The sequence below is a fragment of the Caenispirillum bisanense genome, assembly GCF_039523075.1.
In the GTDB taxonomy this organism is placed as follows: Bacteria; Pseudomonadota; Alphaproteobacteria; order Rhodospirillales; family Rhodospirillaceae; genus Caenispirillum; species Caenispirillum bisanense.
Map to the genome: position 1 here is coordinate 29,906 of NZ_BAAAEP010000033.1, position 22,678 is coordinate 52,583.

Sequence of the window (22,678 nt, forward strand, 5' to 3'; positions counted from 1 at the left end):
GGAGTTCGCGCCGCCGAAGGAGGCCGCCATGGCCGTCCGCCTGACCGTCACCGCCCTGCTGCTGGGCGCCGCCCTTGCCGCCGCCGGCATGGGCCTGCCGCACCCGGCGGCGGCGGCCGACCTGCACCGCCTGTTCGAGGACCGCTGCGCCGCCTGTCACGGTGATGCCGGCCCCTTCGCGCAGGAGTTTCTGGCCGACCGCGGCCTGACGGCGGAGCGGCTTGGCCGCTTCGTTCTCCGCCATGGCGGCGGCGTGCCGCCCGACCAGGCCCCGGCGCTGGCGTCCATGCTGCTCGCCCAGGCCGAGACGCCGCCGCTGTTCCAGCAGCACTGCCGCATCTGCCACGGCAAGGCCGCCGACTTCACCCGCGACCGCCTGATCCTGCGCGACGGCGTGCTGGTCAACCGCTACAGCGGCCGCCCGATCGCCCCCTTCCTGCGCACCCACGCCGAGCTGTCGCCGACGGACCAGACCTTCTTCCTCAACCTGCTGACCCGCATCGAAGGCGAAGTCCACGGGCCTTAGGGGGCTCGTCTCAGCGTGACTATGGGTGATTGCCAGCGATACCGGCTGCGAGAAGGGCCGCTCAGCAGGAAACTCGTGCAAGAACGGCGGCCTATCCACCAACCGGAACTTGCCCGCATACCGACGCCACCAGTAACATGGTTGCGGCCATGGGCTTTCGTCAGACCCACAAACGCTGAGCCCCGGGCGCATACCAAAAGGCAGAGGCGGGTCCGGGGCGTACGTCTATGAATATGGATGGACAGGGATACCAGGTCAAGGCATTCGTGTACGCCGACGACGTATTGGACGACATCGAACGATCCTTGTCGCCAGAGCGATTCGCGCGATACCTCAACGCGACGCAAGGCAACCGCAAGGCCGCGGTTCATCTCTACACATGGAACACAGCGGTAAGCGCCGCGTTCTATGGCCCGCTCCAGGGACTGGAGATCGCACTACGTAACGCGATGCACAGGCATCTCTCCGCCGTGTATGGCACCGACTGGTACGACAATCCCGCAGCGGGTCTCGATCAGGGGGCGACGAAGCAGATCGCGGACGCCAAGAACAAGCTGAAGGGCAAGTATACCGTGGATGCTCCGCACATCGTGGCGAGCTTGTCCTTCGGCTTTTGGGTGGCGCTGCTGGGGCGAGGCGGAAAGTTCGACCAGAGCGAGAGCAAGGCGAACTACGAGATGACACTCTGGCGTCCCGCCCTGCGCGCGGCGTTTACGACAGAGGCGCCCCTGAAGCGCCGAGACGCTCACGAACCGCTCGACTACTTGCGCACCCTCCGTAACAGGATCGCTCACCATGAGCCCATTTTCGAGCGGCACCTCGAAAAGGACCATGACGGCATCCTGCAGATCACCGGTTGGCTGTCTCCGAGCAGTCGTGACTGGATCGCCCACCACAGCCGCGTTCCGGCCCTGCTACGACAGGGTCGCCACGCTCCGACGTACTTCTGACGCGTCGCCCTTAGCGGCCGCCCCCGACATCAGTCGTGATCGTCGTCGGTGATGCCGGCTTCGAGCCGGGCCTTCAGCAGCGACTTGCGTTCGCGCTCGCTGGCCGACTTCAGCTGGCCGCAGGCGGCCAGGATGTCGCGGCCGCGCGGCATGCGGATCGGCGCCGTGAAGCCGAGGTCCGCCAGCAGGTCGGAGAAGCGGTGGATGCGGTTCCACGAACTGCACTCGAAGGCCGAGCCGGGCCAGGCGTTGAAGGGAATCAGGTTGAACTTGCAGGGGATGCCCTTCACCAGCCGCGCCAGCTCGCGCGCGTCGGCGTCGCTGTCGTTGACGTCCTTCAGCATGACGTATTCGAAGGTGATGCGCCGCGCGTTGGAAACGCCGGGGTACTCGCGGCAGGCCTTCATCAGCTCCGCCAGCGGGTACTTCTTGTTGATCGGCATGATGCGGCTGCGGATCTCGTCCGTCGGCGCGTGCAGGGAGACGGCGAGGTTGACGTTGATGTCGGCGCCCAGGCGGTACATCTCCGGCACCACGCCGGAGGTCGAGAGCGTGATGCGCCGGCGCGACAGGGCGATGCCGTCGCCGTCCACCAGGATCTTCAGCGCCTTGACCACGTTGTCGTAGTTGTACAGCGGCTCGCCCATGCCCATCATGACGATGTTGGACAGCAGCCGGCTTTCATCGGTCGGGCTCGGCCACTCGCCGTAGGAATCGCGCGCCGCCATGAACTGGCCGACGATCTCCGCCGACGACAGGTTGCGCACCAGCAGCTGGGTGCCGGTGTGGCAGAACTTGCAGGTCAGGGTGCAGCCGACCTGGCTGGAGATGCACACCGAGCCGCGCGTCTGGTCCATGTCGGGGATGTAGACGGTTTCCGCTTCCTTGCCGTCGGCAAAGCGCATCAGCCACTTGCGGGTGCCGTCCTCGCTGGTCTGCTCCACCTGCCGCACCGGGCGGCGGATGACGAAATGCTCGTCGAGCTTCGCCCGCAGATCCTTCGACAGGCTGGACATGGACGCGAAATCGGTGACGCCGCGGTTGTAGATCCACTGCCACACCTGCTTCACGCGGAACGGCTTCTCGCCCAGCTCGGCCAGGGCGGCGCCCAGTTCCTCGCGGCTGAGGCCGATGAGGTCGCGCTTGCCGTGGTCGGCGGCGGCGGCCACACGGGTGGCGGCGTCGCTGGCCTGCAGCGGCAGCTTCTCGATGCCGTCGTCGGTGGTCGAGTTGGTTTCGGCGAACGCGGGGGCAGTCGCGGCGTCAGTCATGGTCGGGCTCTCCAGAATGAGCGCGTATATAAGGCGTCCGGCGCCGCGCGCAAAGCGCAACATGCCCCCGCCGGCGGTGCGGGTTGGCGTGGCGCCGCCCGCCTGGGGCCTGCCGGGGGCCTGTCCTGGCCGAAAGAGTCCGCCCCTACGCCGCACCGTGCCATGATTTTTGCACGATCCTCAGGCATGCTGCGCGGCCCGTTCAGATCATCCGCAGAGGATTTGCCGTGACGACGATGGCCCGCCTGATCCTTCCCCTGGCCCTGGCCGGCGGTCTTGCCGCCTGCGCCGGCGACTCGGCCAAGGCTCCCGAGACCATCGGTTCGGTCCTGCCCGCCGCGCCGGCCACCACCCTTCCGGGCGTCACCGCCGAGGCCTGGCCGCAGGCCCTGGCCCAGGCCTACACCACCCTGGCCGAAGCCGTCCCCGACGCTCAGGCCGGCGTCTTCAAGGCCAAGGCCGAGGCCGCCGGCAAGGGCACCACGCCGGATCCGGAAACCGCCACCTCCCCCGCCCTGCTGCGGTCGGAAGCAGCGCTGCGCCTCGCCCTGGCCAACAATGCCGGCGCGGTGCTGCCGCGCGAGGCCGCCACCGCCCAGGCCGCCTACGATTGTCTGGCGGTGGCCGAGCGGACCGGCACCACTGCCGCCGCCGGCGGCCACGACTGCCGCGCCGTGTTCGACCTCAGCCTGCGGGAGCTGTGGGCCCGCAGCTGACCGCCTTCCCCCCTCCCGCACCACGAAAAAGGGCCGGACGCACCAGCGTCCGGCCCTTTTTCCGGTCCGTCGCCTGCCGGCTTACAGGCCGCAGGCCTTGGTGATGGCCTGGTGGGCGGCGGTGAAGCCGCTGAGGGAGTAGGTGTCGGTGGTGGCGGTGCCGCGTTCGCTGGTGCCGCGGATCACCATCTTGCGGCCGGAGCGCATGGCCTCCACCAGCCGGCGGTCGGTGGCGGAATCGCGCGCCCAGGCCCGTTCGCCGTGGGTGAACAGGGTGTGGTTCTTGCCGTCGATGTCCACCCGCACGTCGCTGTCGGGCTTGTAGCTGTAGCCGGCCACCACGCTGACCACGTCGCGGGTGTTGTCGGCCGGGCGATGGGTGATCAGCACGAAGATGTCGCCGCGCCGGTCGTAGTTGCCCTTGGCTTCCTTGGGGGCGCTGGCCATGTAGCAGACCTTGTTGCCGTTCTCCGTGAAGGTATAGGCGGTCCAGTCCGTGTAGGCGCCAAGCGTCTCCGGGTCCGCCGCCGCGGCCGGAGAGGCGGCCAGGGTGAGCGCGCACAGGGTCGTCAGCAGGCCCGGAAGTCTTGCGCGTCGCATGTGTCTCTCACTCCGTCTTCTTGTCGCAGGGGTTGTCCAAAGCCATGGCGGATGTGGGGCCGGCGCCGCCGTCGTACAAGGTGCCGCCCCCCTTTGCCGCCGTGGTTCAGTCGTCGTCCTCGTCGCCGCGGGTTGCCTCGGCCACCTCCACCTCGCCGAGCGGCGGCGGCCGGCGGAAGCCCTCCATGGTACGAAACACCGGCGCCCCATGCACGTGCTCGCGCACATCCTCGGTCGGGCCGCCCGGCCGCACCGGCCGCGGCGCGAACCGGCCCCGGCTGAGCAGCCGATCATACATGACGATGATGCCCGCGGTGCCGACGTTCAGACAGAACTTGGTCGGAATCTTCACGATGAAATCGCACCGCGCCTGCATCTCCGGCGACAGGCTGCCCCGTTCCGGCCCCATGATGTAGGCCGCTTGCAGGGGATGCCGGAAACTGGGCAATTCTATGGCGTCGTCGGTCAATTCCACCCCCACCAGACGGCAGCCCTTGGGCAACAGCATCGTCGCGGCGCTGTCGAACTGGTAGAACGGCAGGGCCTTCAGGGCGTCCGACGTGTCGGTGCGGTGGCCGATGCGCCGTTCATACTGGGCATTGACGGTAAACACGAAGCTGGCATTGAAGGCATGGGCGGAGCGGAACAGGTTGCCCACGTTGTAGGGCTTGTGGATGCTCTCGGCGCCGATGCCGAAATAGCCGCGCATGTTGGGTTAACTCCCATCTTGGTGTTCTTGAAGGGCGAACCTTAAGAGAAAAATCCGATCATTCAAGCAGGAGGTTTCAATGAAGGCGGTGGTGGTGCACGAATTCATGTCCCCCGAGGCGCTGACGGTGTCCGACGTGCCGCCGCCGCCCATGGTGGAGGGCGGCGTGCGCATCGAGGTCCACGCCGCCGGCGTGAACTTTTCCGACGGGCTGATCGTGCAGGGACGCTACCAGGAAAAGCCCGCCTTCCCCTTCTCCCCCGGCTTCGAGGTCGCCGGCATTGTCACCGAGGTCGCACCCGGTGTCAGCCATGTGCGGCCGGGCGACCGGGTCATGGCGGTGCTCGACCACGGCGGCTATGCCGAGGAAGCGGTGGCCCGCGCCGCCGACGTCATCCGCATCTCCGACCGCATGGACTTCGCCGCCGCCGCCGGCTTCCCCATCGCCTACGGCACCAGCCACTTCGCCCTGGCCGACCGCGCCCGCCTGCGGGCCGGCGAGGTGCTGGTGGTGCACGGCGCGGCGGGCGGCGTCGGGCTGACGGCGGTGGAATGCGGCAAGGCGCTGGGGGCGACGGTCATCGCCACCGCCGGCGGCGCCGACAAGCTGGCGGTGGCGGCCGAACACGGTGCCGACCACGGCATCGACTACAAGACCGAGAGCATCAAGGACCGGGTGCGCGAACTGACCGGCGGCCGCGGTGCCGACGTCGTCTATGATCCGGTCGGCGGCGACGTGTTCGACCAGTCGCTGCGCTGCACGGCGCCGGACGGGCGGCTCATCGTCATCGGCTTCGCCGGCGGCACGGTGCAGCAGATCCCGGCCAACCTGCTGCTGGTGAAGAACGTCGACGTCATCGGCTTCTACTGGGGCGCCTACCGCCGGCTGGCGCCGCAGCGGGTGCAGGACAGCTTTGCGGAATGCCTGCGCTGGTACGACCAGGGCCTGCTGAAGCCCCGCGTCAGCCGCACCTTCCCGCTGCAGGAAGCGGCCGCCGCCATCGCCGCGTTGAAGGACCGCAGCGTCATCGGCAAGGCGGTCATCACCCTGCGCTGACGCGCCGCCGGCGGCGGCAGCGGCAGCGGCGGGCAGGACGGATCAGCGAGAGGGACACCCGGCCATGTTCGACCTCCACAAGGCCTTCGAGCGCAAGCAGGAGTATGAGTGCGGCCGGCTGGACGCCTTCCTGTTCCGCCACCGCGCCCGCACCATCCGCCTGATCGCCGAGTGGGTGGCGGCGGAGCGGGCAGAGGGCACCGGCCTGCCGCTCGATCCTCAGGCCCTGGCGGCCGAGGTGGCGACGGCGACCGATGCCGACCTGCTCGACCGGCTGGCGGCCCTCCACGGCGCCGACGATCCGGCCGCCCGCCGCCGGTTCGACCGCCACTGCGCCCGCCTGCGGGCCGAAGCCTACCGCCAGCTGGTGGCCGAGTACGGCGACCCGACGCCGCACCAGCTGGTCTGACCCGGAGACCATCGCCATGCCCGCCCCGCTCACCCAGGCGCAGACCGTGCTGGAGATCGCCACCCGCGGCACCGGCTTCGTCGACATCACGGCGGAGGTCGACCGCTGGCTGGCCGGCAGCGGCATCACCACCGGCCTCGCCACCCTGTTCCTGCAGCACACCAGCGCCGGCCTGACGGTGCAGGAAAACGCCGACCCGGACGTGCTGCGCGACCTGACCACCCACCTGGAGCGCCTGGCGCCGCGCGACCCCGGCCTCTACCGCCACACCCTGGAAGGGCCGGACGACATGCCGGCCCACATCCGCAGCAGCCTGACCGGCGTGTCGCTGACCATTCCGGTGGGCGGCGGCCGGCTGCTGCTCGGCACCTGGCAGGCGGTCTACGTCTGCGAACACCGCGCCAGCCCCCACCGCCGGCGGGTGGTGGTACATGTGACGGGGGCGTAATAGCGGACGCCGGGAGCAGCCCGGACACGAAAAACCCGCCCGCACCCTGATCCGGCGGACAGGGCGGGGGCGGGCTTTTCAACCCGGTGAGGCGGCAGGGCCGCCCCGGACGCAGGGCTGCGTCAGTCGGCGGCGGGCGCCGAGGTCAGGTACATGACGAGGCACAGCAGCGAGAACGTCATGAACAGACCGAAGTAGATCAGCGCATGGGCAACGCCGACGCCGAGCGCGCTGCCGACCTGGATGGCCAGGTACACCAGCAGGCCGACGAGGCCGATGAGGACGATGCCGAGCGTCTTGCCGGTAACGGACATGGAACAACCCCTCCAAAACCCCGCCCGAAGGCGGCGACCAGGCTCCCCCTCCGCAGGAGAAACCATAAAACCGGTCGGTATTATGCCAGGGCCGCGGCGCCTGTCCACAAAGACCCGTAGCAAATTGGAAGAATTATGCCTTTTTCCTCGGCGCTGCAGACGGTCGACAGAAACGCCGGCTCCGACTCGTCCGCCGGGCCCTCTGGCCGCGGTCGCAAGCGGAAGAAACCCTTGCTGCGGTCCGGAATGAGTCTAAACTTTGCCCGGAACATGGGCTGTCGGGCGTGGGGCCGGGCAGTCGTGCGGGAGACCGGGTAGCGATCGCGCCCGGTCTTCTGCATTCCGGCCCGGCTCAGTCCCCGGCCCCGGCTCAGGCGTCCAGTTCGGCCGGCACGGCCACGCCGGCCTGCAGGCAGGTGGCGCGCACGGTGTTGTAGAGCAGCATGGCGATGGTCATGGGGCCGACGCCGCCCGGCACAGGCGTGATGGCACCGGCCACCGCCAGCGCCGACTCGAAGTCGACGTCGCCGACCACCCGCGTCTTGCCCTCGCCGGCATCGATGCGGTTGATGCCGACGTCGATCACCACCGCGCCCGGCTTCAGCCACTCGCCCTTGACGAACTGCGGCCGGCCGACCGCCGCCACCACGATGTCGGCCTGCGCCACCTCGGCGGCCAGGTCGCGGGTGCGCGAGTGGGCGACGGTGACGGTGCAGCTTTCGTTCAGCAGCAGCCCGGCCATGGGCTTGCCGACGATGTTGGACCGGCCGATGACCAGCGCCTTCTTGCCGCTCAGGTCGCCCAGGTGGTGCTTGAGCAGCAGCAGGCAGCCGAGCGGCGTGCAAGGCACGGTGCCGGCGCCGCCGGTCCACAGGCGGCCGGCATTGATGATGTGGAAGCCGTCGACGTCCTTGTCGGGGTGGATGGCGGCGATCACCGCCGCCTCGTCGATCTGCTTGGGCAGCGGCAGCTGCACCAGGATGCCGTTGACGCGCGGGTCTTCGTTCAGCTGCCGCACCAGGGCGAGCAGGTCGGCCTCGCTGGTGTCGGCGGGCAGGCGGTGCTCGAAGCTTTCCATGCCGGCGTCGACGGTGGCCTTGTGCTTGTTGCGCACATAGATCTGGCTGGCCGGGTCCTCGCCCACCAGCACCACGGCCAGGCCGGTGGTGATGCCGTCGCGGTCCTTCAGCACCTGCACGGCGCGGGCGACGCGCTCGCGCACGGTGAGAGCGAAGGCCTTGCCGTCGATGAGGGTCGCCTGGGTCATGGGGGTACTCCGGCCGGGACGTGGGTCAAGGAACTGCCTGCGCCGCCCCTCATACTCCGCCGCGCCGGGCGGGGCAAGCGGGCGGACTTCTCTGCGGCGCAGCAACCCCCTATAGTGCATGCGAGCATCCTTGCGGACGGACCCCATCGTTGAGCACCGACGCCCGAAACCTCTCTCCCGCCGCCGCCCCGGCCGCCACCACCGCCGGCCGCGCCGCCGAGGCGCCGAGCCGCGGCCGCGACGCCACCTCGCTGGAAAGCGCCATCGGCCTGCAGGTGCGCGAGTTCCGCACCCGCCTCGGCATGACGGTGGTGGAGCTGGCACGCCAGGCCGACCTGTCGCCCGGCATGCTGTCGAAGATCGAGAACGGCCAGACCTCGCCGTCGCTGTCGACGCTGCAGAGCCTGTCGCGGGCGCTGAACACGCCGGTCACCAGCTTCTTCCGCAAGTTCGAGGAACAGCGCGACGCCACCTTCGTCAAGGCCGGCCAGGGCCTGTCCATCGACCGCCGCGGCACCAAGGCGGGGCACAACTACGCCCTGCTCGGCCATTCCATCGGCAAGCAGCTGGGGGTGGAGCCCTACCTCATCACCCTGACCGAAGTGACCGACATTTCCTCTACCTTCCAGCATCCGGGGTTCGAGTTCCTCTATCTGCTGGAGGGCGAGGTGGTCTATCGCCACGGCCAGAAGATCTATGAGATGACCCCCGGCGACAGCCTGTTCTTCGACGCCGAGGCGCCGCACGGGCCGGAGGAACTGCGCAAGCTGCCCATCCGCATGCTGTCGGTGATGGTCCACATGCGCGAGATCGAGTAGCCGCCATGGCCTTTTCCCGCCGCACCCGCGGCCGCCGCGGCGGCGGCCTCGGCATCGTCGCCGCGCTGCTGTTCCTGGCGTCGCTGCTGTTCGCCCTGGCCGCCTTCTACGCCATCCCCCTCGGCCTCGGCGACAAGAAGGCGGTGGACCTGTTCGGCTGGCTGCTGGAGCGGCGGGTGGCCTATCAGGTCGGCTTCGCCATGGCGGCGGTGAATCTGGCAGTGGCAGCGCTCGCCCCGGCCCTGCGCGGCGAGGTCGGGCGCGGCTGGCTGCGCACGCTGTTCGCCGGCGCCAATACCGCCCTGCTGGTGCTGCTGGTGGTGCGCAGCGACGCCATCCTCGCCCAGCGCGACGAGGTCAGCGCCAACCCCCGCCCCTTCACCGAGATGCCCGACACCCCCTACTCCGACCCGGTGCGGGCGGCGGAACTGATCCACACCGGCACCGCCGTGCAGGCCAATGCCGTGCGCGACCGGCTGGTGCGGCGGGTGTTCGGGGCGGAGGGGCTGCCGACCGCCAAGGTGTTCGACATCCTCGACCGTGACATCCACGAACAGCGGCTGGCCGACGTGGGGGCGGCGCAGATCGACCGCTTCAGCCTCGCCCTGCCCCATGGCTACGGCGCCGTCGCCTATCATCTGGTGCCGGCGGAGCCCAACGGCCGGCTGATGCTCTACAACCACGGCCATGTCGGCAGCCTGTTCAGCGATACGGCGCGGGAGCCCATCCGCCGCTTCCTGGCCGCCGGCTATGCCGTCACCGCCTTCTCCATGCCCCACCGCGAGCCCAACCTGACGCCGAAGGTGCTGGACCTGCCCCTGCACGGCAGCATCGCAGTGCCGGAACGCCACGACCACGAGACCTTCCAGTGGCTGGAAACGGCCGACTTCTCGCCCATCCGCCTGTTCGTGGAACCGCTGATCGTCGCCGTCAACCAGGGCCTGATGGACGGCTACACCGGCATCGCCGCCAGCGGCCTGTCGGGCGGCGGCTGGACGGTGACGGTGGCGGCGGCGCTCGATTCCCGCATCGCCGCCAGCTATCCGGTGGCGGGCAGCCTGCCGGTCCACCTGTCGCTGCTGCCGCCCAACAGCCCGCAGGACTGGGAACAGCGGGGCGCTGACATTTACCGCATCGCCACCTATCTCGATCTCTATGTGCTCGGCGCCGCCGGGCCGGGGCGTCGGCAGGTGCAGATCCTCAACCAGTTCGATGCCTGCTGCTTCCGCGGCGTCGGCGCCCGCGGCTACGGGCCGGCGGTGGCGGCGGCGGCGGAACGCCTCGGCGGCCACTACCGGCTGGAGATCCTGCCCGAGCACGCCCACCGCATTTCGCCCGAGGCCTACGACATCATCCTCGGCGACCTGGAGAAGGCCTTCACACCATGACCGTGAGAGTGCTGCCGTCCGCCGCTGCCGCCGTCGCGGCCGTCCTCGCCCTTGCCGGCTGCGCCATGGCGCCGGTGCAGGGCGGCGGCGTGGTGACCGAGCCGGGCGGCCGCCCCGCCGGGCAGGCCCACATGGTGATCGAGCAGCAGCCCAGCTGGCCGACCGCGCTCGCCACCATCACCCTGCCGGGCGGCGACCAGTTCCGCGGCAAGGTGATCGAGGAGCGCACCGAACCGAGCGTCGGCTTCGGCGTCGCCACCGGCTTCGGCTGGGGCCACCGCCGCGGCGGCTATGGCAGCGGCATGATGTTCGAGGGGCCGGAGCGCACCAGCCGCGCCTCCGCCCTGCTCATCAGCGACCGCGGCCACAGCATGACCTGCGAGCTGCGGCTGGCCTCCCCCGGCTACCTCGGCGGCGGCGGCTTCGCCGACTGCAAGGTGTCGGACGGCCGCATCGTCGCGCTGCAGTTCTGACGCCGGCCGCGCCCCATGCACGATCCCGCCAGCCTCGCCGCCGCCCTTGATGCCCTGGCGGAGCGCGACCCGCGCCTTGCCCGCGCCCTGCTCGACGTCGGGGCGCCGGAGCCGCGGGTGCGCGACGCCGGCTTTCCGGCCCTGCTGCGCATCATCGTCGACCAGCAGGTGTCCACCGCCGCCGGCGCCGCCATCTGGGCCAAGGTGACGGCGGCCTACGGCGAGCGGCCGGACCCCGCCGCCATCGCCGCCGCCGACGATGCCGCCCTCACCGCCTGCGGCCTGTCGCGGCCGAAGCGGCGTTATGCCCTGGCCCTGGCGGCGGAGGTGGCGGAGGGGCGGCTCGACCTCGACGCCCTCGACGCCCTGCCCGACGACGACATCCGCCGCGCCCTGCTGCCGCTGCCCGGCATCGGGCCGTGGAGCATCGACATCTACCTGATGTTCGCCCTCGGCCGGCCCGACGTCTGGCCGGTCGGCGACCTCGCCCTGCAGGCCGCCTGCGCCGCCCTGCTGGAGCTGCCGAAACGCCCCGACGCCGCCACCATGGAAGTGCTGGGCGAAGGCTGGCGGCCGTGGCGCTCCGCCGCCTCGCTGTTGCTGTGGCGGTGGTACGGGCGGGTGCTGAAGGGCCGCAGCAACGCCGGCATCCCCATGGCGCAGGCCGGAAAAACCGCCTGACGCCCGTCAGGAGGCTTGCGGCGGCGGCGCCCAGCCCGCACCTTCGGGGGCATGCTGTTCCTTCCGATCGCCGACGACAACCCGACCCACCGCACCCCCTTCGTCACCTGGATGATGATGGGCCTGTGCATCGCCGTCTTCCTGTGGCAGCAGAGCCTGTCGGAGGAGGAGCAGATCATGGCCCTCTACTCCTTCGGCGTCATTCCGGCGGTGCTGTTCGGCAGCCAGACCCTGCCGGCGGAGGTGGACGTCATTCCCGCCTGGGCCAGCATCTTCAGCAGCATGTTCATGCACGGCGGCTGGCTGCACCTGGGCGGCAACATGCTGTACCTGTGGATCTTCGGCAACAACGTCGAAGACAGCATGGGCCACGGCCGCTTCCTGGTGTTCTACCTGCTGTGCGGGGTGGCGGCGGCGCTGGCGCAGAGCGTGCCGGCGCCCGACTCGGTGATCCCCATGGTGGGCGCGTCGGGGGCCATCGCCGGGGTGCTGGGCGCCTACCTGCTGCTGCATCCGCGCGCCAACGTGCGGGTGTTCATGTGGCTGCTGGTCATCATCCGCATCATCAACGTGCCGGCCGCCGTGGTGCTGGGCGGCTGGTTCCTGATGCAGTCCATCTCCGGCCTGCAGGCGCCGGCCGACCAGGGCGGCGTCGCCTTCCTGGCCCATATCGGCGGCTTCATCGCCGGGGCGGTGCTGATCCCGCTGTTCCGCGAACGGGGGGTGCCGCTGTTCGCCGGCGCCCGCTCCCGACCCTTCCAGGTGGTGAAGGCATCGGAGCTGCGGCGGGGCGGCGGCGGCAGCGTGCCGGCGGTCAAACTCTCCGACCGCCACCGCCGGCCGCCCGGCCCCTGGGACAGAACCTGAGGCGGATCAAGGGGTTACTGGCCCGTCGTCGGCATCCTCCAGGATTCTCCGCGAGTCGCGTCGCAGCAGGCGGAGTCGCCCCCGGAGCGGCAAGCCCTGCGGCTGTCTACCCCGTTTTTGCCACCCCTGTGTTGCAGAAAAAGCACAGGGGATGTTGTTCTTGAATCACAACCCCTTGCCCTGCGGCCTTCAGATGACGTCTTATCCGCGCCCGGCCCGGAGTGACGGCGGTCACGCCTTATCCGCCGGGAACGATGGTAGCAGCAGGCTTCCGGGCTATGATCGGTAACGTAACCGCGACGTGGCGGTGCCCGTCGACAGATCGACTTGGAGTGCCACCGGTGTCAGGACGGCCGCAGCCGTTCTCCGCCGACGCTTGAGGATTTGCGACGATGCAGTACGGGGATCTCAAGAACCTCATCCGGCGCGCCATGGATGACGCGCGCCGGTCCGGCCGCGACAATCTGGCAGCGCGCCGCGCCGCCGTTCAGGCGGTGATGGCGGTGCGTCCCGATCTCAGCCCGTGGGAAGCCCAGGATGCAGTGAGCGGCATGTCCGACAGCTCGCATGCCTGATCCTCTCCACCGCTGACACGCGAGGACGCATGACCGCCAGCCGTTCCCACTTCGCCGCCGACCTGGTCGTCACCGGGACCGTCCGGGGCACCGGACGCCTGCACATTGATGGCCGGGTCGACGGCGACGTGACCGTCGGGGCCCTGGCCGTGGGCGAGCGCGGCAGCCTCTCCGGCACCGCCAAAGGCGACGACGCCGCCATCGCCGGCCGCGTTCATGGCCTGGTGCGCGCCGCCACCGTTTCCGTGGCCGCCGCCGGCAGCCTGAGCGGGGTGGTGCAGTACGACCGCCTGACCGCCGCCGCCGGCGGCAGCTTCGAGGCCCAGTGCCGCCCCTCCGCCCGCCCCACCCCGGCCACCGCCGCGCCGGCCGCCGGCGGCGCCCTTGACCCGGCGGGTGCCGCCCTGCGCCGACGGCCGCTCGGGCAGCTGGTCGCCTCCTGATCCCCCTGCCGCCAAGGCTGGTCGCCGCCACGCCGGCGGGTGTATGGTCGGGGGCGTGACGCCACGACCAGAGAGAGCGGCCGCCGTGCCTGTTCGCCAGACCACCCAGCCGGCCCAGCCGGCGGCCCCACAGCCGGCCCCGCCGGCGGCCCCACAGACCCCGGCTCCCTCGGCCGCCCCGGAGATCGCCTCCCCGCCCGCCGCCGTCGCCGGCGGCAGCGCCGGGGTGGACATCGCCACCGCCATCAATGCCCTGCGCATCGGCCTGGCGGTGTTCGACCCTGAGGAACGGCTGGTCTGGTGCAACGGCCAGTTCCGCTACACCTACCTGTCCTTCCAGTCGGTCGACGACCTGATCGGCATGACGCTGGAAGACATCCTCCGCCTGGAGCTGGAAAACGGCGAGATCGCCGGCGAGCAGGCCACCCTGCACCCGGAACAGTGGCTGGCCGAGATGCTCGCCTTCCACCGCCGCGGCGCCTATGAGCCGCTGGAGCAGCGGCTGGCCGACGGCCGCTGGATCCAGATCAAGATCCGCCGCACCGCCGACGGCGGCTCGGTCGGCCACTGGAGCGACATCACCGAGGCCAAGCTGGTCCACCTGCGGCTGGAGGACGCGGTCAACAACACCGCCGACGGCTTCGCCTTCTGGGACCAGACCGAGCGGCTGATGATGTTCAACCACCGCTTCGCCGACCTGATGGAAGGGCTCGACGGCCCGCCGTCCAGCGGCTCCGGCCTGCGCGAGGTGCTGGAAAACCTGGTCCACTCCGGCCGCCTGCTGCTGGAGGAAACCGGCCAGGAACTGGTGGAACGCTGGGTGAAGGACCGCCGCCAGCCGGTGTGCGAGCGGGTGCTCGACTACGTCCACGGCCGCAGCTACCTCATCAAGGAACGGCGCACCCGCGACGGCGGCACGGTGACGGTGCTGACCGACATCACCGACCTGAAGGAGAAGGAACGCCAGCTGGTGTTCCGCGGCCAGACGCTGGAAGCCACCATCTCGGAACTGGAGATGGTGCAGGCGACGCTGGAGGAACAGGGCGCCGAACTGGCCGGCACCGCCGAACGCCTGGCCGAGATGCAGGCCCAGAGCCGCGCCATCATCGAGGCGGTGCCCGACCTGCTGATGACCGTCGCCGCCGACGGCGCCCTGCGCGAGATCCTGTCCCCCGACCACGAGGACCTGCCCTTCCCGCCCGATACCGCCCCCGGCCGCCGCCTCGACCAGCTGCTACCGCCGGTGACCGCCGACCTGCTGCTGGCCGGGGTGCGGGCCGCCGTCAGCACCGGGCTGCCGCAGCGGGTGCAGTACGCCAGCTTCCGCCCCGACGGCCAGCCGCAGTGGTTCGACGCCCGCATCGCCGCCAAGGCCTTCGACGAGGCGCTGGTCTGCGTCCGCAACATCACCGAAATGCGCCGCATCCAGGACAGCCTGGAACAGGCCACCGCCATCGCGGAAAAGGCCAACGCCGACAAGACCCGCTTCCTGGCCGCCGCCAGCCACGACCTGCGCCAGCCCATCCAGGCGCTCAACCTGTTCATCCATGCCCTGTCGGGCCAGCCGCACGCCCCGGCGGTGCGGGAGATCATCGACAAGATCGAACGCTCCACCGCCGCCCTCGGCGACCTGCTCAACGGCCTGCTCAACATCTCCAAGCTGGAGGCGGGCATGGTGGAGCCGGTGCTGACGCGCTTCCCGCTCGGCCGCCTGTTCGACCGTCTGGCGCTGGAATACGGCCCGCTGGCCCAGGCCAAGGGGCTGGAGCTGCGCATGGTGCGCACCGGCGCCATGGTGCTGTCGGACCACACGCTGCTGGAACGCATCATCGGCAACTTCCTCACCAACGCCATCCGCTACAGCCTCGACGGCCGCGTGCTGCTGGGCGCCCGGCGGCGCGGCGGGGTGGTGACGGTGGAGGTGTGGGATACCGGCATCGGCATCGAGGCCGGCAACATCCCGCTGATCTTCCAGGAGTTCCACCAGGTCGACAACGCCGCCCGCAACCGCCGCGAAGGACTCGGCCTCGGCCTTGCCATCGTCGACCGTCTGGCGCAGCTGCTCGGCTATCAGATCACCGTGCGGTCGACGCCGGGCAAGGGCTCGTGCTTCTCGGTCGACGTACCGGTGGACCTCGACGCCCGCGACGGCGACGACGAGGACGCCGACGACCTCGACGACGTCGACCTGCAGGGGGTGGTGATCCTCGCCATCGACGACGAACCCGACATCCTGGAAGGCATCGAAGCCTCGCTCACCCAGCAGGGCTACCGCGTCTTCACCGGCTGCACGGTGGACGAGGCCATGGCGGCGGTGCGGGCGGCGGCGGTGGTGCCCGACGTCATCCTGTCCGACTACCGGCTGGAGGGCGGCATCACCGGCATCGACGCCATCCGCCGCGTGCGCGACAGCCTGGGCGGACCGATTCCCGGCATCCTGCTCACCGGCGACACGGCGCCGGAGATCCTGCGCGCCACCCAGGCCAGCGGGTTCCCCCTGCTGCACAAGCCGCTGCCGGTGCACGAACTGAAGGGCGCCATCATCGCCGCCCTCAGCGGCGGCTGAGCCTCATCGCAGTCCCGGCGGTCGGCAACCCGCCCACGCACGGGATGCTATAGGGTTGCATTAATTCCTGATTTTCCCGCTAGGTTATTTCCCTTGACGACGGCGGGAGCGGTGGCACACTTGAAGGTCTATGAGACAAGAACGCATCTCCAATGCGTCACCCGTGAACCACCCTCCTCCAGGCTGAACGGGAGTGCTCCATGGCGAGGATCGTACCCGACATCATTCCGCCCACCCAGGATCTCACCCTGGTTACCCCCGACATGACGGTGCGCGATGCCGCCCGTCTGATGCGGGAGAACAACATCGCTGCCGTGATGATCGTCGACGGCGAGCGGCTGTCCGGCATCATGACCGAGCGCGACATCGCCGCCCGCGTCGTCGCCCAGGGCCGCAACCCTGACATCACCCTGGTCAGCGAGGTGATGACCCCCGACCCCGATACCCTGTCGCCCGGCGACATGGCCGCCAGTGCCCTGCGCATGATGCGGGAGCACAACTACCGCCACCTGCCGGTGGTGGAGAACGGCCGGCCGGTGGGCATGGTCTCCATCCGCGACCTTTATGCCGTGGTGCAGAAGGAGCTGGAGGCGGACCTGGCCAACCGCGACGCCTACATCTTCGGGGAACATTACGGCGCGACGGCGAGCTGACGGAACAGTTCGCCGCTGTAATGTATCATTCATGAACCTTACGGTGCGGCCCTGCGGCCACGCCCCGATCCCTGACGGCCCGCCTGCCCCGGTGCAGCGGGCCGTTTCCTTTTGGCGGCTGCCCCTTGCGCCACGGACCTGACGTTGACGTAAACGGAAGGGCACCCCACAATCAGGGGACCGCCCCGCGATGCGCCGCCGTCGCCGGGCCATCCTGTCCGCCGGAGTCCGTCATGCCCCTGAGCCCGCCCGTCGACCGCGAGAAGCAGCACACCCGCACCGTCACCGTCGACGGTTACCGGCGGGCCGACGGCCTGTTCGACATCGAGGGGCATCTGGTCGACACCAAGACCTACGGCTTCCCCAACACCGACCGCGGCCGCATCGAGGCCGGCGAGCCGCTGCATGGCATGTGGCTGCGGCTGACCATCGACGGCGACATGCTGATCCATGCCGCCGAGGCGGTCACCGACCACGGCCCCTTCACCATCTGCAAGGACATCAACCCGGCCTTCGACACCCTGGCGGGCCTGCGCATCGGCCCCGGCTTCCGCAAGCAGGTGCGGGAGCGGCTGGGCGGCGCCCATGGCTGCACCCATCTGGTGGAGCTGCTGCTCGGCCCCATGGCCACCACCGCCTTCCAGACCCTCTACGCCGAGCGCGAGCGTCAGGGCCGCGCCGGCGACAGCGCCGGCCCCGGCGGCCGGCCGCGCATCCTGGATACCTGTCACGCCCTCGCCAGCGACAGCCCGGTGGTCAAGCGCCAGTGGCCGCAGTGGTACACCGGCCCCGAGACCGACGCCGACACGGCGGAGACGGAGCCGGTCAGCGGCGACCGCTGAGGGCCTTCGGGTTGCTTTCCTGCAGCTTGGCGCAGGTGGTTTGCCAAAGGTGATCGAACACCGCCGCCCGCTCGGCGCGGCCGGGGTCGAAGCGGCCGGCCCGCAGGTCGGCGGCCAGGGCGGCTTCCAGCGCCGCCAGCGGCTCCCGCTTGTCGCTGTAGAGGGCCGACAGGCGGGCGTGGGCCTCGTCCTCCGGGTGCGTTCCCGCCCGCACCTGACGGGCGGCGATGCCGACGGCATTGGCGACCATCAGGGCGTCGTAGCGGCTGTCCGCCGGCAGGTGCGGCAGCAGGCGGTCCTTCAGCACCGCCAGGGCGGTTTCCAGCAGGTCGGCGGCGGTGGGTTCGTCGCGCATCACAGGCCCTCCCGCGTCATGTCGAGGATATCCAGTTCCAGTTCCGGCACCACATGGGCGGTCAAGGCCAGCTCCAGGTTGGTTTCGCCGCCGGAGACGTGGCGTTCCGCCTGTTGCAGGGCGATGATGGCCCAGCGCATGGTCGCCATGACCTCCCAATAGGCCACCTGCCCGCGGTCGAGCGCCCGCCCCGACTCCCGCTCGTAGCCGTCATAGAAAGCCTCGCGCGGGCCGATGCCGCCGGCCTCGTTCTGCCGTTGCCCGAAGCGCCAGCAAGGGGCGCAGAACCAGCCAACATCGGCCAGTGGATCGCCCCAGGCGGCGAACTCCCAGTCGAGCACGCCGGTGACGCCGGTGCGGTCGACCATCAGGTTGCCAGTGCGGAAATCGTTGTGGCACAGCACGATCTGCCCGCGCGGCGGGGCGTGGCGCTCCAGCCACCGCAGGCCCCATTCCAGCGCCGGATGGGCGGCGCGGTGACCGTCGAGCCAGCGTCGGAACTCCGCCACCCAGGCCAGCGCCGGCGCGCCCTGCGGCATGGAGAGGAAGCCGAGGTCGTCGCGCGGCGGGGTGATGGAATGGATGCGCGCCAGTTCCCGCCCCAGCGCTGCCGCCAGTGCCGCCCGGCCGCCGCCCAGGCCGTCGTCCTTCACCACCTTGTGGCCGGCGGCGACGCCGGCGATGCGGCGCATGACGAAGAACGGCTTGCCGAGCACCGCCCCCTCCGCCTCCAGCCACAGCGGTTCCGGCACCGTCACGCCGGCCTCGAAGGCGGCTTTGAACAGGGCGAACTCCTGCGCCCGGCCGTGGCTGACAGCGACCCCGGAGGGGGCATCGGTGCGCACCACCAGCGCCAAGCCACCGGCGCAGGCGCCGCCGGTTACGTCGGCATCCACCGCCCAGTTTTCCTGGATGGCGCCGCCGGACAGCTTGCGCAGGGCGGTCAGCGTCACCCGCTCCGCCCCCATGCGGGCGGCGAGCCAGGCTTCCAGGGCCTCCTTGCGGGTCTCCATCAGGCGCCCCAGGACCAGAAATCCTGCCCCTCGGCAGCGAGGGCGCGGGACAGCACCATCTTGTGAACCTCGCTGGCGCCGTCCACCAGCCGGGCCTGACGGGCGTAGCGGTAGATCCATTCCAGCGGCGTATCCTTGCTGTAGCCGCGGGCGCCGTTGAGCTGGATCGCCGTGTCCACCGCCTGCTGCAGGGCATCGGCCACCACCACCTTGGCCATGCTCACCTCCTTGCGGGCGAAGTCGCCCTGGTCGAGCTTCCAGGCCGCCTTCATGGTGAGCAGGCGGCCGATCTCGATCTGCAGGGCAGCGTCGCCCATCAGGGTCTGCACGCTTTCGTGCTCGGCGAGCGTCGCGCCGAAGGCCATGCGGCCGCCGATGTAGTCCTGGGCGATTTCCAGCGACCGCTTGGCGAGGCCGGTCCAGCGCATGCAGTGGGTCAGGCGGGCGGTGCCGAGGCGGATCTGCGTCGCCTTCAGGCCGTCGCCGACGCCCATCAGCACGTTCTCTTCCGGGATCTCCAGGCCGTCGAACACCAGTTCGCAATGGCCGCCGTGTTCCTCCGGCCCCATGATCGGGATGCGCCGCTCGATGCGCCAGCCGGGCTGGTCGCGGTGGTAGAGGAACGCCGTCAGCCCCTTGCGCGGGTCGTCGGAGGTGCGGGCGATGAGGATGAAGTGTTCCGCCACCCCGGCGCCGGTGATGAACCACTTGCGGCCGTGGACGACCCAGCGGTCGCCCTTCTTCTCCGCCCGCGTCGCCATCATGCCGGCGGGGTCGGAGCCGGAGCCGGGCGCCGGCTCGGTCATGACGAAGGCGGAGCGGACCTTGCCGTCGACGATGGGCTGCAGCCAGCGGTCCTTCTGCGCCTCCGTCCCCACCTTGTTCAGCAGGATCATGTTGCCGTCGTCGGGGGCGGCGGAGTTGAACACCACCGGCCCGAAGATGGAGCGGTTCATTTCCTCGTAGCACGCCGCCATGCCGACCACCGGCAGGCCCAGGCCGCCGCGCTCCTTCGGCATCTGCAGGGCCCACAGGCCGGCGGCGCGGGCCTTGGCGCGCAGGGCCTGCAGCCGTTCCTCGGTGATGTTGTCGTGCTCGTCATAGGCGCTGCGGTCGGCTTCCACCGGCAGGATGTGATCGGCGACGAAGGCGCGGATGCGCAGGCGAAGGGCGTCGATCTCGGGCGACAGGGCGAAATCCATCGGGCGATTATCCTTCAGAGGGAGCTGACCAGGTGGCCGCCGTCGACGGCGAGCACGGCCCCGGTGAGGTAAGGCGAGGCATCGGAGGCGAGCAGCAGCAGCGGCGCGTCCAGCTCCTCCGGCCGGCCCAGGCGGCGCTGCGGGATGCGCCGGATCAGCGCCTGCCCGGCGTCGGTGGCGAAGAAGTCGGCGTTGATGTCGGTCTCGATGTAGCCGGGGCACAGGGCGTTGACGCGGATGCCGTGGCGCGCCCATTCCAGCGCCAGCGCCTTGGTCAGATGGACGAGCCCGGCCTTGCTGGCGCAATAGGCCGCCACCGCCCCGGCCGGACGCAGCCCGGCGATGGAAGCGATGTTGACGATGCTGCCGGGGCTGCCCGTCTCGCGCAGGCGGCGGGCGGCGGCCTGGGCGACCAGGAAGGCGCCGGTCAGGTTGGTGTCGAGAACGCGGTCCCAGTCCTCGGGCGTCACGTCGAGGGCGGCGCAGGTGTCGGCGATGCCGGCATTGTTGATGACCACCGTCACCGGCCCGCCGGCAGCCGCCTCGGCGGCGGCGAAGGCGTCGGCCACCGAGGCCGCGTCGGCGACGTCCAGCGCCACCGCATGGGCGCGCGGGCCGAGGGCGGCGGCGGCATCGCGCAGCTTCTCCACCCGCCGCGCCGCCAGCACCACCGTGGCACCGGCCGCCGTGAGAACCTGGGCAAAATGGCGGCCGAGGCCGCCGGAGGCGCCGGTGACCAGCGCCACCTTGCCGTCCAGTCGCAGTTGCATGTCGACGTGCCTCCCGGGGTTCGTCGCGGTGTCGTTCGTTCTTGCTTGCCGACCAGTGTTCGGGACGGGCGCCGCCGCCGTCAAGGGCCGCGCCCGGCAGGGCCAATTGCAGCCGCCGCACCGGTTCCCGCGTTAGGAGCGGCACAGGCGAGGAACCCGCCAGCCGCACAACCCGTAAGGAGGACCCCATGGCCGACGTCTCCCAAGCCGCCAACGACCTGAAGGAAGGCGCCGCCCGCGCCAAGGCGGATGAAGACCTGAACCGGCTGCGCAGCGACATGGATGCCCTGCGCCGTGACTTCAGCGCCCTGGCCGAAAGCCTGCGCGACATCGCCACCGCGCGCGGTCAGGCCACCGCCGACATGGCCCGCCACACCGCCGACGACGTCCAGCGCCGCGCCCAGGAACACCTTGCCGCCGCCCAGGCGCACATCGAACAGCGGCCGCTGGCCAGCGTTCTGATCGCCTTCGTGGTCGGCCTGATCATGGGCAAGGCCATGGACCGCGGGTAACGACGCCGGCCGCCGTCGCACGCAACGGCTGTCAGTCCTTTCACGTTGTTGTCTCAAAACCAGACGTCAACGACCCCCCGGAGGTCATCATGCTTTACTGGGCTCTTGTATTCTTCGTTGTCGCCATTGTCGCCGCCGTCTTCGGTTTCGGCGGTATCGCCTCGGCGTCCGCCAGCATTGCCCAGATCCTGTTCTTCATCTTCCTGGCCCTGCTGGTGGTTTCCCTCATCGCCCACGTGGTCCGCGGACGACGCTGACCGACCGGCGCAGCGCCGGGCCCACCCACCACACGCGGTTCCGGCCGCCGCCTGCCCCGCCTCACCGGCGACGGCACGCGGCGGCCACCCTATACGTAAGGATGATGATCGGGGATAGATGTGCAGCGGTTGCCCGCGGCCCTACATGAAGGCCCTCGGCCGCTGACCGGCTGGAACATTCCGCGCATGGGATTGTTCAACAGTCCTGGTAGCTCCCCACGGATCGGACCTTGATGACCGCGCTCGCCATGGATTGCCTCAATCCCCTACTCGATGCCTGCCAGCAGGGCCGGCGTCACTATGTGGCAGCGGCGCGCAGCGTGGGCGATCCCGGCCTGCGGCTGCAGTTTTCCCACATCGCGTCGGCGCGGGCGACCATCCTTTGCGACATCGCTGCGGTGCTCGGCCGCGATGCCGCCGCCGAGGCGGCGCAGGACGACCCGCCGGCCGAGACGGCGCCGGCCGCGGCCGGGCGCGTGGTGCTGGGCGGCGAGGATCACGACGAGGGCCTGTCGCCCGCCGAACTGTGCGCCCTGGTGACGGCGCTGCGGGAACAGGACGAGCATATCCTGCACCAGTTCCGCCAGCACGTGGACACCATCCCCTGCATCGCCACCACCCAGGTGCTGGAACGGGCCATCGCCGTTCTGTGCGAAGACCTGGAGAAGATCCGCATCCTGGAAAGCCTCACCGCCGGCGGCGCCGCCGAGTCCCTGCGCAGTACTGCGCAGTAACAGGCACTTCCGAATAATCCTGCATCCGACCGTACTTCGACTAAGGTCTTGCCCTCGGGCGCGGCTGGCGTCACCTTGTGTCCGGGGCTCCGGGTTCACGGGGCGGAGGGGGTGCGACCATGGACCAGGGCGACAGGACGGCAGCGGGGCTTGACCTGCGGGCCCGCGGCTTCACCGCCCCGGCGGCGGCGGCCGGGCTGTGCGGCGCCGCGGCCCTGGCGAGCGGGCTTGCCGGCCTGACGCTGCCGGCGGCGGCGCTGGC

28 protein-coding genes are annotated in these 22,678 nt (G+C 70.4%); 19 read left to right on the forward strand and 9 right to left on the reverse strand.

What is annotated here, in order from left to right:
• The first annotated feature begins 28 nt into the window (after positions 1 to 28).
• Together ABD056_RS14825 and ABD056_RS14830 are read left to right on the forward strand one after the other, a co-directional pair.
• Positions 29 to 526 carry a c-type cytochrome gene (locus tag ABD056_RS14825; RefSeq protein ID WP_343867820.1) on the forward strand — a complete coding sequence of 166 codons (498 nt, stop codon included), beginning with the start codon at positions 29 to 31 and terminating at the stop codon, positions 524 to 526.
• A 266-nt stretch (positions 527 to 792) separates the two neighbouring features.
• Complete coding sequence (locus ABD056_RS14830) at positions 793 to 1,476, forward strand: Abi family protein (RefSeq protein ID WP_343867822.1); 684 nt, start codon at positions 793 to 795, stop codon at positions 1,474 to 1,476.
• A gap of 29 nt (positions 1,477 to 1,505) precedes the next feature.
• Here the strand turns inward: ABD056_RS14830 and rlmN are convergent, their stop codons facing one another.
• Positions 1,506 to 2,747, reverse strand: coding sequence for a dual-specificity RNA methyltransferase RlmN (gene rlmN, locus ABD056_RS14835; RefSeq protein WP_343867824.1), 1,242 nt, complete (start codon positions 2,745 to 2,747; stop codon positions 1,506 to 1,508).
• A 227-nt stretch (positions 2,748 to 2,974) separates the two neighbouring features.
• Here rlmN and ABD056_RS14840 point away from each other — a divergent pair, with 227 nt between their 5' ends.
• Positions 2,975 to 3,463: a hypothetical protein gene (locus ABD056_RS14840; protein WP_343867825.1), complete on the forward strand. Its 489-nt coding sequence runs from the start codon at positions 2,975 to 2,977 to the stop codon at positions 3,461 to 3,463.
• 81 nt (positions 3,464 to 3,544) lie between these two features.
• Here ABD056_RS14840 and ABD056_RS14845 read toward each other — a convergent pair whose 3' ends face one another.
• On the reverse strand, positions 3,545 to 4,063 hold the full coding sequence (locus tag ABD056_RS14845; protein WP_343867827.1) for an invasion associated locus B family protein: 519 nt from the start codon (positions 4,061 to 4,063) through the stop codon (positions 3,545 to 3,547).
• A gap of 106 nt (positions 4,064 to 4,169) precedes the next feature.
• Positions 4,170 to 4,772 (reverse strand): RNA methyltransferase, encoded by a 603-nt coding sequence (locus ABD056_RS14850; RefSeq protein WP_343867828.1) that lies wholly within the window; start codon positions 4,770 to 4,772, stop codon positions 4,170 to 4,172.
• A gap of 79 nt (positions 4,773 to 4,851) precedes the next feature.
• Between ABD056_RS14850 and ABD056_RS14855 the strand changes: the two genes are divergently transcribed.
• From ABD056_RS14855 to ABD056_RS14865, 3 genes are all read left to right on the forward strand, one after another.
• Positions 4,852 to 5,829: an NADPH:quinone oxidoreductase family protein gene (locus tag ABD056_RS14855; RefSeq protein WP_343867830.1), complete on the forward strand. Its 978-nt coding sequence runs from the start codon at positions 4,852 to 4,854 to the stop codon at positions 5,827 to 5,829.
• 64 nt (positions 5,830 to 5,893) lie between these two features.
• Positions 5,894 to 6,238, forward strand: coding sequence for a hypothetical protein (locus ABD056_RS14860; protein WP_343867832.1), 345 nt, complete (start codon positions 5,894 to 5,896; stop codon positions 6,236 to 6,238).
• 16 nt (positions 6,239 to 6,254) lie between these two features.
• The gene (locus ABD056_RS14865) at positions 6,255 to 6,686 is read left to right on the forward strand and encodes a secondary thiamine-phosphate synthase enzyme YjbQ (RefSeq protein WP_343867834.1); all 432 of its coding nucleotides are present in this window, start codon (positions 6,255 to 6,257) and stop codon (positions 6,684 to 6,686) included.
• Between the two features lie 122 nt (positions 6,687 to 6,808).
• On the opposite strand, the gene ABD056_RS14870 is transcribed toward ABD056_RS14865, so the two are convergent.
• Both ABD056_RS14870 and folD read right to left on the reverse strand, forming a co-directional pair.
• Positions 6,809 to 7,000 (reverse strand): hypothetical protein, encoded by a 192-nt coding sequence (locus tag ABD056_RS14870; protein ID WP_343867836.1) that lies wholly within the window; start codon positions 6,998 to 7,000, stop codon positions 6,809 to 6,811.
• 370 nt (positions 7,001 to 7,370) lie between these two features.
• The gene (gene folD, locus ABD056_RS14875) at positions 7,371 to 8,267 is read right to left on the reverse strand and encodes a bifunctional methylenetetrahydrofolate dehydrogenase/methenyltetrahydrofolate cyclohydrolase FolD (RefSeq protein WP_343867838.1); all 897 of its coding nucleotides are present in this window, start codon (positions 8,265 to 8,267) and stop codon (positions 7,371 to 7,373) included.
• A 149-nt stretch (positions 8,268 to 8,416) separates the two neighbouring features.
• Here folD and ABD056_RS14880 point away from each other — a divergent pair, with 149 nt between their 5' ends.
• The 10 genes from ABD056_RS14880 (at position 8,417) to ABD056_RS14925 (ending at position 17,573) form a co-directional block, all read left to right on the forward strand.
• A complete protein-coding gene (locus tag ABD056_RS14880) occupies positions 8,417 to 9,085 on the forward strand; it encodes a helix-turn-helix domain-containing protein (RefSeq protein ID WP_343867841.1) in 669 nt (222 codons plus the stop codon).
• Positions 9,086 to 9,090: 5 nt separating this feature from the next.
• Positions 9,091 to 10,473 carry a hypothetical protein gene (locus ABD056_RS14885; protein ID WP_343867843.1) on the forward strand — a complete coding sequence of 461 codons (1,383 nt, stop codon included), beginning with the start codon at positions 9,091 to 9,093 and terminating at the stop codon, positions 10,471 to 10,473.
• Positions 10,470 to 10,946: a hypothetical protein gene (locus ABD056_RS14890; RefSeq protein WP_343867845.1), complete on the forward strand. Its 477-nt coding sequence runs from the start codon at positions 10,470 to 10,472 to the stop codon at positions 10,944 to 10,946. Before ABD056_RS14885 ends, ABD056_RS14890 begins: the two co-directional genes overlap by 4 nt.
• 15 nt (positions 10,947 to 10,961) lie before the next feature.
• Complete coding sequence (locus tag ABD056_RS14895) at positions 10,962 to 11,627, forward strand: DNA-3-methyladenine glycosylase family protein (RefSeq protein WP_343867847.1); 666 nt, start codon at positions 10,962 to 10,964, stop codon at positions 11,625 to 11,627.
• Positions 11,628 to 11,678: 51 nt separating this feature from the next.
• The gene (locus ABD056_RS14900; protein ID WP_343867849.1) at positions 11,679 to 12,494 is read left to right on the forward strand and encodes a rhomboid family intramembrane serine protease; all 816 of its coding nucleotides are present in this window, start codon (positions 11,679 to 11,681) and stop codon (positions 12,492 to 12,494) included.
• A gap of 392 nt (positions 12,495 to 12,886) precedes the next feature.
• Positions 12,887 to 13,069, forward strand: coding sequence for a hypothetical protein (locus ABD056_RS14905; RefSeq protein WP_343867851.1), 183 nt, complete (start codon positions 12,887 to 12,889; stop codon positions 13,067 to 13,069).
• A 29-nt stretch (positions 13,070 to 13,098) separates the two neighbouring features.
• A complete protein-coding gene (locus ABD056_RS14910) occupies positions 13,099 to 13,512 on the forward strand; it encodes a bactofilin family protein (RefSeq protein WP_343867853.1) in 414 nt (137 codons plus the stop codon).
• A gap of 85 nt (positions 13,513 to 13,597) precedes the next feature.
• Positions 13,598 to 16,078, forward strand: a complete 2,481-nt coding sequence (locus tag ABD056_RS14915) for a hybrid sensor histidine kinase/response regulator (RefSeq protein ID WP_343867855.1) — start codon at positions 13,598 to 13,600, stop codon at positions 16,076 to 16,078.
• 200 nt (positions 16,079 to 16,278) lie between these two features.
• Positions 16,279 to 16,731 carry a CBS domain-containing protein gene (locus tag ABD056_RS14920; protein WP_343867857.1) on the forward strand — a complete coding sequence of 151 codons (453 nt, stop codon included), beginning with the start codon at positions 16,279 to 16,281 and terminating at the stop codon, positions 16,729 to 16,731.
• A gap of 233 nt (positions 16,732 to 16,964) precedes the next feature.
• On the forward strand, positions 16,965 to 17,573 hold the full coding sequence (locus tag ABD056_RS14925; RefSeq protein WP_343867859.1) for a DUF2889 domain-containing protein: 609 nt from the start codon (positions 16,965 to 16,967) through the stop codon (positions 17,571 to 17,573).
• On the opposite strand, the gene ABD056_RS14930 is transcribed toward ABD056_RS14925, so the two are convergent.
• The 4 genes from ABD056_RS14930 to ABD056_RS14945 are packed head-to-tail and all read right to left on the reverse strand — an operon-like array spanning position 17,557 to position 20,913.
• Complete coding sequence (locus tag ABD056_RS14930) at positions 17,557 to 17,928, reverse strand: DUF6285 domain-containing protein (protein WP_343867861.1); 372 nt, start codon at positions 17,926 to 17,928, stop codon at positions 17,557 to 17,559. The two genes, ABD056_RS14925 and ABD056_RS14930, sit on opposite strands and share 17 nt — an antisense overlap.
• Positions 17,928 to 18,941 (reverse strand): phosphotransferase family protein, encoded by a 1,014-nt coding sequence (locus ABD056_RS14935; protein ID WP_343867863.1) that lies wholly within the window; start codon positions 18,939 to 18,941, stop codon positions 17,928 to 17,930. Before ABD056_RS14935 ends, ABD056_RS14930 begins: the two co-directional genes overlap by 1 nt.
• The gene (locus tag ABD056_RS14940; RefSeq protein WP_343867865.1) at positions 18,941 to 20,143 is read right to left on the reverse strand and encodes an acyl-CoA dehydrogenase family protein; all 1,203 of its coding nucleotides are present in this window, start codon (positions 20,141 to 20,143) and stop codon (positions 18,941 to 18,943) included. The genes ABD056_RS14935 and ABD056_RS14940 overlap by 1 nt, the downstream gene beginning before the upstream one ends.
• Before the next feature lie 14 nt (positions 20,144 to 20,157).
• Positions 20,158 to 20,913: a glucose 1-dehydrogenase gene (locus tag ABD056_RS14945; protein ID WP_343867867.1), complete on the reverse strand. Its 756-nt coding sequence runs from the start codon at positions 20,911 to 20,913 to the stop codon at positions 20,158 to 20,160.
• Positions 20,914 to 21,101: 188 nt separating this feature from the next.
• Between ABD056_RS14945 and ABD056_RS14950 the strand changes: the two genes are divergently transcribed.
• The 3 genes from ABD056_RS14950 (at position 21,102) to ABD056_RS14960 (ending at position 22,416) form a co-directional block, all read left to right on the forward strand.
• The gene (locus ABD056_RS14950; RefSeq protein WP_343867869.1) at positions 21,102 to 21,425 is read left to right on the forward strand and encodes a hypothetical protein; all 324 of its coding nucleotides are present in this window, start codon (positions 21,102 to 21,104) and stop codon (positions 21,423 to 21,425) included.
• An 89-nt stretch (positions 21,426 to 21,514) separates the two neighbouring features.
• Entirely contained in the window at positions 21,515 to 21,682 is a 168-nt protein-coding gene (locus ABD056_RS14955; protein ID WP_343867871.1) for a DUF1328 domain-containing protein, read from the forward strand.
• A 233-nt stretch (positions 21,683 to 21,915) separates the two neighbouring features.
• Positions 21,916 to 22,416, forward strand: a complete 501-nt coding sequence (locus ABD056_RS14960) for a hypothetical protein (RefSeq protein ID WP_343867873.1) — start codon at positions 21,916 to 21,918, stop codon at positions 22,414 to 22,416.
• Positions 22,417 to 22,678 lie beyond the last annotated feature (262 nt).